The sequence below is a fragment of the Trueperaceae bacterium genome (assembly GCA_002707365.1).
Lineage (GTDB): Bacteria > Deinococcota > Deinococci > Deinococcales > Trueperaceae > UBA6957.
Map to the genome: position 1 here is coordinate 75,538 of PAMQ01000003.1, position 13,918 is coordinate 89,455.

Annotated in this window: 10 protein-coding genes and 1 other RNA gene; 2 read left to right on the plus strand and 9 right to left on the minus strand. The window is 46.8% G+C overall.

The genetic code is table 11. The annotated features are described in order from the left end of the window. Positions 1 to 6: 6 nt before the first annotated feature. Positions 7 to 1,176: a homoserine O-acetyltransferase gene (locus CMO31_00535; protein MAZ52487.1), complete on the minus strand. Its 1,170-nt coding sequence runs from the start codon at positions 1,174 to 1,176 to the stop codon at positions 7 to 9. Beyond that, positions 1,173 to 2,456, minus strand: a complete 1,284-nt coding sequence (locus tag CMO31_00540; GenBank protein MAZ52488.1) for an O-acetylhomoserine aminocarboxypropyltransferase — start codon at positions 2,454 to 2,456, stop codon at positions 1,173 to 1,175. The genes CMO31_00535 and CMO31_00540 overlap by 4 nt, the downstream gene beginning before the upstream one ends. Before the next feature lie 313 nt (positions 2,457 to 2,769). On the opposite strand from CMO31_00540, the gene CMO31_00545 reads away from it, so the two are divergent. Then, a complete protein-coding gene (locus tag CMO31_00545; GenBank protein MAZ52489.1) occupies positions 2,770 to 3,939 on the plus strand; it encodes an erythromycin biosynthesis sensory transduction protein eryC1 in 1,170 nt (389 codons plus the stop codon). Positions 3,940 to 4,135: 196 nt separating this feature from the next. Then, positions 4,136 to 4,232, plus strand: an RNA gene (gene ffs, locus CMO31_00550) — signal recognition particle sRNA small type. Positions 4,233 to 4,386: 154 nt separating this feature from the next. Here ffs and CMO31_00555 read toward each other — a convergent pair. The 7 genes from CMO31_00555 to CMO31_00585 form a co-directional block, all read right to left on the minus strand. Then, a complete protein-coding gene (locus CMO31_00555; protein ID MAZ52490.1) occupies positions 4,387 to 6,570 on the minus strand; it encodes a GTP pyrophosphokinase in 2,184 nt (727 codons plus the stop codon). 50 nt (positions 6,571 to 6,620) lie between these two features. After that, the gene (locus CMO31_00560) at positions 6,621 to 7,778 is read right to left on the minus strand and encodes a hypothetical protein (GenBank protein MAZ52491.1); all 1,158 of its coding nucleotides are present in this window, start codon (positions 7,776 to 7,778) and stop codon (positions 6,621 to 6,623) included. A gap of 9 nt (positions 7,779 to 7,787) precedes the next feature. Further along, positions 7,788 to 9,719: a hypothetical protein gene (locus CMO31_00565; GenBank protein ID MAZ52492.1), complete on the minus strand. Its 1,932-nt coding sequence runs from the start codon at positions 9,717 to 9,719 to the stop codon at positions 7,788 to 7,790. A gap of 8 nt (positions 9,720 to 9,727) precedes the next feature. Beyond that, positions 9,728 to 10,405 (minus strand): hypothetical protein, encoded by a 678-nt coding sequence (locus CMO31_00570; GenBank protein ID MAZ52493.1) that lies wholly within the window; start codon positions 10,403 to 10,405, stop codon positions 9,728 to 9,730. A 31-nt stretch (positions 10,406 to 10,436) separates the two neighbouring features. Continuing rightward, a complete protein-coding gene (locus CMO31_00575) occupies positions 10,437 to 11,672 on the minus strand; it encodes a peptidase M16 (GenBank protein MAZ52494.1) in 1,236 nt (411 codons plus the stop codon). After that, positions 11,669 to 12,934 (minus strand): peptidase M16, encoded by a 1,266-nt coding sequence (locus CMO31_00580; GenBank protein MAZ52495.1) that lies wholly within the window; start codon positions 12,932 to 12,934, stop codon positions 11,669 to 11,671. Before CMO31_00580 ends, CMO31_00575 begins: the two co-directional genes overlap by 4 nt. A gap of 169 nt (positions 12,935 to 13,103) precedes the next feature. Beyond that, positions 13,104 to 13,916: an indole-3-glycerol-phosphate synthase gene (locus CMO31_00585; protein MAZ52496.1), complete on the minus strand. Its 813-nt coding sequence runs from the start codon at positions 13,914 to 13,916 to the stop codon at positions 13,104 to 13,106. Positions 13,917 to 13,918 lie beyond the last annotated feature (2 nt).

Below are 13,918 nucleotides of genomic sequence, written 5' to 3' on the forward strand. Positions count from 1 at the left end.
ATTTGTTTACTTTGCCCTCTCAAGGAAACTACGAACGTGTACAGCAATTTGGGGAAACTCTATAAGGAACGCGTCATGGCCGTGAGGCGAATTAATTCGAGCATAATCAGCCTGAGGTAAAGCATCGACTAGGCCTTTTTGCTCGTTTTCTGGGTAAAGCACGTCACTGCTAATCCCCATAACCAGGGTAGGAATATTCACACCCTCCAAAACATCGCCCAACCGACCCCGCCCCTCCGAAAGGTCAAAATCATCCATTGCCCGAGTAATATAAAGATATGTATTTGCATCAAATCTCTCAACAAGTTTTACACCCTGATACGCCAAATAGGACTCTATCTCAAAACCTACGTCTAGCAACTCCCGAGATGCACTGACCCGCTCCCGTCCAAATTTTGCCTCGAGGGAATCGAAACTCCGATACGACAACATAGCTATAGCCCTAGCAAGACCTAGACCACTTTCAGGTTGACTGGCTAGTTGATAGTTACCACCTTGCCAGGTTGGGTCGGCCGTGATAGCTCGACGGGCAACTTCATTAAGCCCTATTGCCCAGGCTGAGTGCCGAGATCCAGAGGCAATCGGAATAATTGAACGAACTAATTCTGGATACATAACGGCCCACTCCAAAACCTGCATAGCCCCCATGCTGCCCCCGATAACCGTTGCCAACGAAGTAACCCCGAGATGTTTTACTAGCCTTGCCTGAACCTCGACCATATCTCGAATTGTGTAGCGTGGAAATTCGAGACCGTACGGTTTACCGGTAGATGGATTAATAGAACTTGGCCCCGTAGTTCCGTAGCAGCCTCCTAGGACATTACTGCTAATAACATAGTAGTGGTTAGTATCTAAAGCTTTGCCAGGACCTACCAATGGGTCCCACCATCCGGGTAACTGTTGGCTTTCGTGTCTACCTGCAGCATGGGCAGACCCAGTCAATGCGTGACAAATTAGAATCGCGTTCGTCCCTTTTGCATTTAGCTGACCATAAGTTTCATATGTCACCGCAACATGATCAAGATGGTTACCAAGAACCAGCTCTAGGGGCCTTTGAAAAGTAGCAACATCAACCACTTTCGAGCTTACAATTCCAACGCTACCAACTTCACTGGCTTCACTCCGAGCCACCAAAACAGTGTGGTCTCCCCAGGTTTCGTGAACAAGCGTTTTCATGACCGGCTACTATCCCAGTCCAATGCCTGACGGAAGTCTTGCTTGAGGTCTTCAGCAGATTCTAAGCCTACACTAACCCTTATCAACTCAGGTGTTACCCCAGCTCCATATCTAGCTTCCTCGGACAGACTAGAGTGAGTCGTAGCCCAAGGACTTATTACGACTGTTTTGACATCACCAATATTGGCTAAATGCGATGCGATTTCAACCCGATCCAGGAATGCCTTCGCCTGCTCTACGCTTTCTGTTTCGAAACAAAACACACCCCCATGGCCGTTTTGCAACACCTTAGAAGCCACGCCATGAGAGGAATGAGTGGGGAGACCTGGATAAAGCACTCGTTTTACTCCATCTTGACTATCAAACCACCTAGCTAGGTCTAGTGCAGAATCACAAATTCGTTGAACCCGAATTGGCAATGTCTCAAGTCCTTGCAGCGCTAGAAATGCCGAAAACGGACTTAGAGTCATTCCCATAGCAAACAGTCCCAAATCATGGACACGGGCTGCAAATGGAGCAACAGGATCACGCTGCAAGTAGCTTTTCCCTCTTACATCTTGCACCCCAAAAGCAGGAAACCGTTCAGTTGACCAGTCGAAAGTACCCCCATCAATTACTGCCCCTCCAATAAAGGTTCCGTGACATCCGATCCACTTCGTAGCCGAATGAGTCACGATATCCGCACCAAGTTCTAGGGGTTTACAAAGATAACCAGCACACCCCCACGTATTATCAACAACCAAGGGCGCCCCAACCTTATGACAGGCTTCAGCAAGAGCCGAAATGTTTGGAACCGTAAGGCTTGGATTAGCAATGGTTTCTACCCAAACACCAACGGTATCTCGGCTAGCATGCGAGGCCACAGCTTCCGGGGTTGGGTCAATTGATTCTATTCGACAACCCCAAGGATGCAAAAGTTTCCGGACCACGCTCATCGTACCCCCGAATACCTCTTTTGAAATCAATAATTGAGCATCCGGTTTTGCAAGACTAAAAAGGAGGGCTGTTGTGGCAGCTTGACCTGAGCTAAGCGCGACTGTCCGCGCGCCACCTTCCAAAGTATTAAGCCTGTCCTCCAATACCTTTGTCGTAGGATTGTGCATTCTCCCATATTGATTACCAGGAACCGATCCAGAGAATATTGCAGCTGCGTGGTCAGCGCTGTCAAAGACAAAACTACTAGTCGCCGCAATAGGCACGGCGCGAGAACCAGTGTTCTTATCTGGATCCTCTTGACCAGCGTGTACCGCCTGGGTTTCAAATCCTTTGGGTTTAGTCATGTTGATTCTCCAGTAATCTCAAAACAGAAACTAATTTCTCTAGAGCGTCGAAACGCTTACCTGTTTGCCTGCCCTATCACTCCGGACCGCCCAGGGCTACTAATAGCTCGATTAATACACCTAAACCGCTACCAGGTCTTTGACAAAACCTGAAGTTGCCTCCTATCCTGACTACAAGGCCCATTTTCAGCGCTAAAGGCCCCTTATCAAGTGTCAAAAGTAAAGCATATCTGAACCTGAGGAAGCAACTTTTGTCCGCCCCAGAAGTAAGACTGCAAACCAAAGTCCTAGGAAAGCGGGTTACCATCTACTCATGAGCAACTCCCCAATTATTGAAATTCCATTACTCAACCTGAGGGGAGAAATTAACGAGCTATGGGATGAGATTAACGAAGCGTTTCAACGGGTCCTCAGATCAGGTCATTTCGTTCTTGGACCTGAGGTCGAAGCTTTCGAATCAGAGGTCGCTAATTTCTTAGGAGTACGCTTCGCAATTGGCCTTAACTCCGGTACAGATGCCCTCACGATCGGCCTCAAATCCTTAGGCATCTCCGAAGGCGACGAGGTAATCACTACTGCGTTCTCCTTCTTCGCCACAGCAGAGGCTATTATCCATGCAGGTGCTTCGCCGGTTTTTGTTGATATAGATCCGGAAACATTTAATATGGACCCCAAACGCATAGAGGAAGCAATTACGTCACGAACTCGGGCAATAATTCCGGTCCACCTTTACGGTAATCCAGCACCGATAGAAAACATTGCATCGTTAGCTGGGAAATATAACCTTTCTGTCTTGGAGGACGCTGCCCAAGCATTTGGCGCTATATACGAGGGAAAACCCTTAGGAAAAACAACTACCCAACCATTCGTTGAGCAAAGAGTTGGTTCGCGCTCTGAAGCAACGGCTTTTTCGTTTTATCCGACCAAGAATTTGGGCGCTTACGGGGATGGCGGTTTGTTGACCACCAACGACCCTGAAATAGCAAAAAAGGTCCTAATGTATCGAAATCACGGAGAATTACCAAATCAACGATATAGACATCAAGTAGTTGGTTATAACTCCCGCTTAGATGAATTTCAAGCGGCGATTCTGCGCTTGAAATTAACCCGGATCGACAATTGGAACGACCTACGACGAAACGCAGCTGCTTCCTATCGGAACTTGTTAGAAAGCACTAGAGATGCCAGAGCTCCTACTCATTATGACGGTCACATATACCACCAATTTTCCATCATGCTACCACCCGATGTTCGTAAGGCAGTTGCTACCTACCTTTACGACCAAGGTATTTCTACAAAGATCTACTATCCTGAATCGTTGACCGTGCCACACCAGACCCGGAAAACATTTACTCCGGTATCAGACAACACGGCTAAATCCGTGTTGTCAATACCAATTTGGCCAGGCATTCCATCGGATTCTCAGGTCAGAGTTGTCGATACAATAAAAGAGGCGTTGAGGTTATCTGGAAAAGAGGCTTAGTTAATGGGACTACTAATTCATGTTACCGCGGACTCGATCTAGTCATTCTAGCCTAAGCGCCAAAAACACAAATCGTGATTTGACTCTGGATTTAAAAAGATCTTAAAAAGTTATTATTCTGACTTAGTTAGCGGTTGTGCTGGCAAACCTCACGACCTTACTCACATCACATTCCCATGGTATCTTGCCTTTCACCCCGCCGGCTCAACGCGGTGGCGACCCCCGAACCAGGTCAGGCCGATAGGAGCAGCCTTAAAGGGTAATCGTCAGGTGCCGTTGCTTACCCGGCGGGGTTTCTAGTGTTAGAAATCAAGGGCATTCTTAGCAACTTTGAAAACACTCCTAAGGCAACCGGCATTCCCACTATTCTTAGCTCCGCACTATCAGATTCTCCTGATCTTGGTGTGTTTTCAAATACGGTAAGTCCTAACCAAAACCCTGGAATATTTATCCCTTTACGCCTGGCTTTGCTCGGTAAATCCTCGTTACATCAGGAACACGTTGAACATTCTCCTTGATAAATTCGATTTCACTAAGATCCTTTACATCTACTCGAAAGTGGATCCGGGCAGATAAGGCATCTTGGACGTCAGCTGAAACCCGGGTAGCAGATTTGTTCATTGAGGCAACGATGTGGAGGATATCTTTTAATAGGCCAGGCCTGTCGACTGCAATGATCTCGAAATCAGCGGGAAACACTTCGCCAGAAGGCGCATCCCATGTCACATTAGCCAAACGACCTTGATCGTTAGTCATCAACCGTTTCACACTAGAACAATCAAATCGGTGTACTGAAACCCCCCGACCGCGCGTAACGTACCCTACTACCTCATCTCCCCTAACCGGCGAGCAGCATTGGGCAAGTTTAGCAGGGGCATCCATTCCATCAACAAGAATCCCGTTTACCCCACGCTTGATAGGTTTAGGGAGGGCACTTTTGGTCTTTTTAGATTCAGCCAAACCTGGTACTAAACATTCTATAACCTCTTTGCTTAGTAGCTTGCGATTGGCAACCGCCAAAAAAAGATCCTCAGCTGAGTCCGAGCCTAGTAGTAGTTTAGCTGCCTCTTCTAATCGTCCTCGCGTAACATACTGGGAAACTGCTAATTGCCGCCGCCTTAGGCCTCGTTCTAAAGATCGCCTTCCGGACTCGAGTTGCCCCTTTTTCTCCTGCTGACGAAAGTACGTACGAATTTTTTGCTTGGCGCTTCGCGTAACAACCACATTCAACCAATCAGCAGACGGACCATTTTGAGAACTTCTATTGGTTAGTATTTCAACACGGTCACCAGTTCTAACTTGGTAGTTGAGGGGAACAATTTCGCCGTTTACTCGAGAACCGATACACCGATGGCCTACCTCAGTATGCACCTGATAGGCGAAATCAAGTGGGGTGGATCCCTTAGGCAAATTAATAACATCGCCTGCAGGAGTAAAAACGAACACTCGTTCGGAAAGAAGATCGGTCTTCACGGTTTCTAGGAAACCCCCAGCGCTTTCTTCCTGAACATCTAGATCTAACAGTTGTTCCATCCAATCTAGTCGGCGACGAATCTCCCCAGCATCATCTAAGCCTTCCTTATAAGCCCAATGGGCAGCAACCCCATACTCTGCAACCCGATGCATGCGCCTCGTTCGGATCTGAACCTCGAGGGGTTGTCCTAACTGTGCGATTACCGTCGTATGAAGTGATTGATAACCATTTGTTTTTGGTACGGCAACATAATCTTTGAAACGGCCTGGAATAGGGGTCCAGAGGTTATGCACAATCCCGAGAGCTCGGTAACAGGCAGCCTCTTCGTACTCGACATCGACAGCTCCATGAGGTTCTATAATCACCCGTACTGCCATCAGATCGAAAATCTGATCGAGATTTTTATTATCCTGATCCATTTTTCTGTAAATACTATAAAGATGTTTACTCCGACCGCCAATCTCGAAGTCCAGGCCCTCCGCTCCTAACCGCCTTTGAAGAAGTTCTATTGAACTCGCAACATATTCCTCACGTTCAGCATGCCGAGTAGTCACCATTCTGCGCAAAGAAAGAGCTTTCTCCGGATCGGCATAGGTAAAACTAAGGTCTTCGAGCTCGCTCTTTATGTGTCCGATACCAAGCCGATGCGCTAAAGGCACAAAGATTTCAAGGGTTTCACGAGCAATTCTTAGCTGCGTGCTTGTTGGCATAACAGCTAAAGTCCGCATATTATGCAACCGATCGGCTAACTTTACTAAAATGATCCTTACATCTTCAGCCATTGCTAGAAGCATTTTTCGTAGATTTTCAGCTTGTTCGTCTTCGTAAGCTCGGACCGCCAGCTTGCTAATCTTGGTCTCTCCCTCTACGATTCGTCGTACATCTTGGCCAAATGCCTCTTCGATTTCCTCGAAAGTTACCGAGGTATCCTCGACTGTGTCGTGAAGAAGGCCTGCGATTAGCGTGTCAGAATCTAATTGCATATCAGCCAGAAGAGCTGCAACCGCTACTGGATGAGTAATAAATGGCTCACCTGATACACGACGCATGCCCTGATGAGCTTTTTCTGCCATTCTAAGAGCTGAAATGACCCTGTCCTGATCTAATTCTGCCAGGTAATTAGTCTTGTCTCGAAGGGTACCGAGTAGGCCTTCCATCTAGAGGAAGCAGTTTAGCACCCTTGTGGTTCTTATCGCTCGAAACAAACTTATCGAAAGCTAAATCTAGTACCAAGAAGATAAAGTCCTATTGCTCCTAGCACCGTATTACCGAACCAAAGGCCGACCCAGACAGGTAGGACCCCGGTTTGAGAAAGTAACTGCCCCAATGTAAGAAGTAGATACCAACTGATTATCAAAACTAACGAAAGCCCGAAACCCACGCTCCTACTACGTCCGTAAAGGATGCTCAACGGTAGGGCAACAAGCAACAAGGTGAAATTAGCTACGGCCTCCGCTAATTTTCGATGGAACAGTACAATCGCCCGTCGCTTTTCATTATAGTTAAGATTATTGTCAAACAAGCTACCCCGAAGTTCACTGATGGAACGCGAATCCTCAAACCCCCCGCGTCCGAACCGCGAAACAAGGTCGTCCAAATCCATTTCAGCCGTTAACAAAAGACTTTGATCAGAAGATTCTGGTCGGTTATAAGCGGGAATAAGATCGCGAATCACAGACTGGGGATCATCGGTAGTTTTTTCCAAAACACTAAAATCTACAATAATTGCTTTGTAATCGAATAAACGCAATCCCGCTTCCTCTAACCTTGCCTTACTAGCAAACACGATAGTCAATTGTTGACCGTCCCACCTCTCAACGCGCACCTCTTTAAGCATTTGACTTCCCCGATCGATCGAATCGAAATGGAAAGAAAACTCGCCAATTGGAATATTCTGCCTTGCGAGTCTAAATAGACCACTACCTCCGCCTGTCAGCGTCCAATAATTTGTTGCTGATGCCTTATTCGCTCTTGGTACCACCCATTCGTTTAACGCAACGGACGAGAAGGTACAGGCGACTGCCAAAAGAAGGGAAATAAGAACGAGCCGCCAGAAGCTAATACCACCTGCCTGTACAGCCAAAAGCTCGTTGTCCGTTGCCAGACGACCTACACCCAGCAGCACTGCAAGCACCAAAGATGCCGGTATTGTCTGAACTACGATCGAGGGAAGTAATGTAGCGAACCATCCGAACATCTCGAGGACAGGTGTGCCTACAACCCATTGGAGTCGGGGAAGCACCCCGGTCAATACCGCTAGGCCGCTGAATAAAACTAACCCGAAACAGAACGGGGGAAGGATAAGCCTTAGGACATACTTGTCTAAAAGCCTGAAAGCTTGCATCTCAAACACTATACCTATCACTAGAGCTACTTATAACCGGAACCCCAAAATGATACTAAAGTCATTCCTCTCATATCGATAACCGGCTGTAAGGTCTCCACAACAAGTAAACCATTCGACACTAATTCCGTGCCCAAGAACCGTTGGCTTCTCATTGCCAGTAATCGCGGCCGTTAGATTAACAGCTGCAAATGGTGTAACTACTAAATCTCGATATGCAATTGGTAGAGCAACTTGTACACCGAGTTCTTCCCAACGGGATTGATGCTCCCGGAATTCGTAGTCGGCCCATACACCGACATCAAGCTTCTCTCGCTTCAGACCAGCTGAACCACCGACCCTTAGGGCATTCCTATGGGCTTCATCTTCAGAGATAGTACCTACCCAGGCTTTACCAATAAAGGACATACGGTTGACATTAAACCTGATCCCTGCCTCGGCTTCCAACTCTAGAGCATCCTGTCCGGGAGCCAAAAAATCGTAGGTTAGCTGCAAACTAAAATCTCCCTCAGCGTCACGTGGGAGTTTTCCTTGAACCGATGTTAGAAAGTCAATTTTACTAGTATTTGCGAGACGGTCTAATGCTTCCGAAAAAGGAGATTCTGCGTTGGTATGCACGCGTGTATACCTAAATTGACTTTCGGTGGGACCAAATCTTAGGACCCATGTTGGTTCTGCAAAGAGCCCAAATTGCGCCGAACCTAGAGTGGGATAACTGGTAGCCTCAAATCCACCTTTAAATAAAAAATATCCGATTGAGGTAACAGGCGACTTGACAATCCCCTCTAAGCCAGCACCCAAACGCGCCCCAACTACAACGCCGCTATTAAGCATCTGGCTGCTCGTTGCCCCAAAACCGTTGAGGTTGAGGCTTACCACTAAGCCTTTGTTCCATTCTTTATCTAAAAGTGTTGCTTCAAGCCCAAGGACTCCTTCATGCAGATAATCAGAGTTAGCTTGGTGATGGTTTCTAATGTGTAATCTACCGTCCAAGCCCTGGAAAATCTCCTCTTCAAGCAAAAAATCGAACCTGGGACCCTCTCGGGTAAGCCCAAACTCAGCATCAACAACGGCTGTTTTAAGACTTACGTTCCCGTAGCCTAGTAACTTTGGTTTCTTTCCATAGGAGCCCAAGCCAAGACTGATGTCGATTCCAGGAGAAAGCCGAATCTCAGAAGCAGTCACTTCAAAACCAGATTCGACTTCCCCCGTCTTTGAATCAACACTCGCATAGTTAAATTCAATATCAGGAATCAGTTCTGCTAGCGCTGCTTCATTAAGTTCTATCGCTTCCCCTAAAGGGAGGCTAATACCTCCTGTTTGGAACAAGCCGTTACGCAATAAGATTTCTCCTGTATCGAGATCAAGATCGACTCCCGTACCCCGAAACTTGTAAAAAGGTTCGCCCTCACCGATGCATGTAGTCGCCGTGCCGTGGAAAATTGTGAATTTCTCGCCATCCAATAAAGCTGAGTCACCCTCTGCTGCAAATTGTTCCCCGACGATATTTACCTCTGTGAACCATGCCTGAAACACTTCTAACTTCATTTGAATTTGACTAGCGATACCCGAAAATTTGGGACCTACAAACGACGCGGTGGTAAACATCAGATCAGCACCTAAAGATTGAGTTTCTTGAGACTCGATGACCCAATCTCCGATAATCATTTTTGATTCTGGAATTCGTATCTCTGTTTCCTGTTCGTCTTGCACTCCAAGAACCAACATTTCATCACTGATGATTGCCCACCCATTTTCGGCATCTGTTAAACAGACGCCGTCGTAAAATTCGATTGTTCCGCGTAAGCTGTTACTACGGAAGTTACCAAACAAAGCAGTGCCGAATTCAGCAACTGTTACTTCACCAACATAAGTTTCGATGTCTGGGCATTGGGCTAGAGCCTGCGACAGAGCAGAGGCGCCTACCAATACAGATACTATAGCTACTAGCCAACGGATCACAACTAATGTTACGGCAAATATTCTTGGAACCGGGCTAGACTTTCAGGATCGACTTCGGTAGCAGCTTCAAATATGGACGATCCCTCATTTTCAACAGCCACAAGTTCCAATAGGCTATTTGCTATCTTTGAACTAAGAGTGAACACCCCATCTGTAAAAGTATAAGGCCCTACCAATAAAGATATACCAGAAGAAAATTCAAGGATTATCGCCTCGGCCTCTATAGCGGGTGATTGGCCAACGACCCCGCCGCTTAGTCGGAGAATCTTGGTATCTACAAAATAAGATAACTGTTCAGCTTGGATGGTCGTAGCATCTTTACTGAGGGTTACTTCCCCTCCAGCTCTGATCACCGAACTCTCAAAATCGATGTAAAACTCAGAAGCCTGAAATATGCCAAACTCTCCACTAGCTTCCACGGTTTTGGCCTTGATGAAGACACCCTGCTGTAGTTCTATGAAGGGCGCAGTAATGACAACTCCAGAAACACGGTCTGTTATCTCCCCACCTTGAGGCAATGTGGTTAACCCGGTGGCAATATCAAACGTTTGCTCACCGAACGGAACCACGGTTAGGCCAACTAAAGGATCCCCCTTTTTTGTTTCATTTTGCACATTAGCGGAAAAACCCGCAAACATGAGTAAAAGAATGCAAAGGGTTTTAAGGTTGAGAATTCTTTTCACCATCTGTCGTACAACTCCCAAAGACATTAAATTTCTATATTCGTGTTGGAGCCAAAGTAAGACTGAAATCATCGTGGAATACACCGTCTTTAAGCAAGGTCATTCCTTCATCTAAAAAGGCGTTGTTAACCCCTTCCAATACCTCTTCCAGGGTCTGATGTCGTCCGAGCTGCTGATACCCAACTCCCATAGACATTAAACGGCCAAAAGGCGTTTCCATCCTCAACATCAATCCAGTAGCAAGCTTTTGCTTGACCCTAGACCATTCTGCCTCTGTAGGTCCCTCCTGGGTGATCTCGGAAATTACATCAGCAAACCTTTTCTTTACCTCCTCTTCTTGTTCAGGTTCGCAAGATAGGTAAGCCATGTAGGCCCCATATCCCACACCGGCGCTGTGGCCTAAAGAGGCTATATCTGCCAATCCATTATCCACTAGCGTCCAATAAAGCCTACTACCCACAGAGTCTCCAACAAGATTGCCCAAAATAGTCGCCGCGTAACGCCTTGGATCAGAGGCGCTTACCCCAGGGCTGAAGGTTGCCATATGAACCCGATGAATATTTTCGTCAATTATTCTGTGCTGCCCAAATTGGGGAGTAAATTTATCAAATTCAGGAATATCACTTCTTTTTGTTGACCACGCTGTTGTCAATTGGTTGATTTGTTCCAGGACTTCTTCCCAAACAAAATCTCCACATATTGCTAGGATTAACCTGTTTGACCGATAACTGGCTGAAAAATACTCTCTCATTCTTTCGGGAGTCAAGCTTTCGATGCTATCTGAAGTCCCTAAAATACTGTTACCATAGGGGTGTCCACTGAAATACCTGAGGCTCGCTTCGTCGAAAACCCTGAATTGGGGCCTATCGAGATACATTCCAATTTCCTCGAGGATTACTTTCCTTTCAACCTCGAAATCTTGTTCTCGTAAAGAGGGAGTCATCATATCAAAAAGAAGGTCAAGAATCCCTGGCAATTTGTTTGGCAAAACGGCAGCATAGTAAACTGTTCTATCTTCACTAGTGTAGGCATTAAAACTTGCGCCTAACTCATCAAACTCGCGATTTATATCGTCTGCACTACGCCTGGAAGTACCCTTAAAAAGCATGTGTTCAAGAAAGTGAGACACACCGGATTCAGAGGGGTTCTCATGACGTGAGCCAGCCCCAACAAAAATACCTGCCGCCACGCTTTGGGCGTTGGGGATTTGTTCGCCAATTATTGTTAGGCCACATCCTAATTCGGCCTGAAAGATTGGTAACTCACTCACGGAAGCGTCCTATCCGTTTCTATTTTGCCCTGTAGCCGAACCGGACCTAGGGTAACTACGGTCGGTGACGGAGCAGGTAAAGCAAAAAGATATTGGTTCACTTCGTCAAGCGAGAGCACAGTGATCTTCTTATGGATTTCATCTAACGATCTTGACCGGCCCCTCAGATAGGCATCTTGCGTTAACGCCGTCGCTCTAGCTCCGCTTGACTCACCTTGCAAGACTAGGCTCGATAACAAACCAGTTTTTGCCCTCTCTAACTCTTCTTTGTTTATGCCTTTCCTCATCTTAGACAACTCATCTTGAACAACTCTTAATGTTTCAGAAGCCCGATCTGGTTTTGTACCAGCATAACCAACAACGTAACTAAAGTCCTTTAACGCTCTGGTGCTAGCGCCCACACTATAGACTAGACCTCGTTTTTCACGAACCTCCGTGTGTAATCGTGACCCTGTACTGCCGCTCAGAACTTGAAGGCCTATAACGTGGTGGTACCAAAAGGGACTATTAGGCGCCGTAGTTTCGAACGCCAGTCCTATCTGTACTTGGTTAATGTCCTCTTGAGAATGAACATACGTCCTGGGAGCTACACTCACACTCGGCGGATTAGCAGAACCTTTTTGCTTCCAATTACCAAAATTCGATTCTGCCGCTTTAATCACAGTCTCCCAAGACAACCCCCCAGCTATACCTAGGATAGCCCATTTTGGGCTAACTCTACGCCAGTAGTCGTTCTTAATTATTGTGGGGGTAAGAGCTTTAAGGCCTTCTTCAGTACCGTATGGACTTCTTCCATGGGAAGAACTAAAAAATGTCGTACCCAATTTTTCGAAAAGCCTCTGGTCAGGGTGATCCGCCAGAGACGCTCGTTCCTGAACAACAACTGCCTGTGCACCAGGGAATTCTCCCTGATCGAATCTTGGATCACGTATGCTTTCAGCAATTAGCTTTAGGGCCTCAGGGAGCACAGAAGCCAGACACGAAATCCCGAAAGTCGTATACTCTCTTCCTGCTGAACCACCATGCCTTGCTCCCAAGGCGTCGAGAGAATCCGAAAAGGCTCGCGAATTCATCTTCCTGGTGCCACGCTGCATCCATTCGGCCAAAACTGCGCTGCTACCATCCAAACCCTCAGGATCAGTAACTGAACCCACCGGCAACAATAGAGATGCACTGGCGGTCTTTAACCACGGCATGGGCTCAAAAATCACCGTTAAACCTGAATCAAGTTCTTTCCTTTGTGACACAGAGGGTTCCGGCATGTGATTGAGTATATCTGTAACCAACCCCGTTACATGAGAATCATTATCCAATTTCTTAAATACACACCGTCTACTTTCGATACGGAATGCTGAGTGGGGCAAGGTTCGCGTAATTATTAAGATATTCTTAAGGTTCAACTTTTTTTATGATGAACCTGGATTAGCTTCCCTAGTGATCAACCAAAGCTTCTACTGCTACCTTTGGATCTTTGCTCGCAGCCAAACTAGAACCAATCAGCACAGCATCCGCAAGATCACTAATTGGCTCTAAATCTATTCGAGTGCGGTAACCTGATTCAGCGACAAGCAATCCAGTGTACCCGAGGTTCCGGGCTTCAGTAAGGAGCATTGGGGCAGTTTCGAGATTAATTTGCAAATTTGACAGATCACGGTTGTTAACACCAATTATTTCTGCGCCCGATTCGATAGCTATCTGCAATTCTTTGCGATCATGAACTTCTACCAGGAGATCTAAGCCTAGTGCTGATCCTGCTGCCACATAAGACTTGGTTCGATCTCCCAGAATAGCTACGATAAGGAGCGCCGCAGTAGCTCCTGCTTCAACAGCTTCAGTAAGTTGGCTTGGATGCACTGTAAAGTCTTTACGCAAAATTGGAAGTGGCACTTGACTAGATATAGTACGCACGTGCTCGAGTGAACCACCAAAATATTTTGGTTCTGTCAACACACTTAGAGCACTTGCTCCTCCTGCAAAATAGGATTGAGCAGTTTGTAGTGGGTCGATATCAGCTATAAGTCCACCAGATGGGCTGGCCCGCTTGACCTCCGCGATAACACTCAAACCAGGAGCCTTCAGGGCTTCTCCAAATCCCCGCCATTCAAGCGGCTCGGGATTTGATTTGCTTAAAGGAGCGCCCTGACGGTAGGCAGCGGAACGTTCTCGCGCAATACGACCCAAAACCCCGGGGACTATGTCTAGTTCGCGTAAGGAAACAGGCTCCGCAGAAGAATATTTTTTCACGA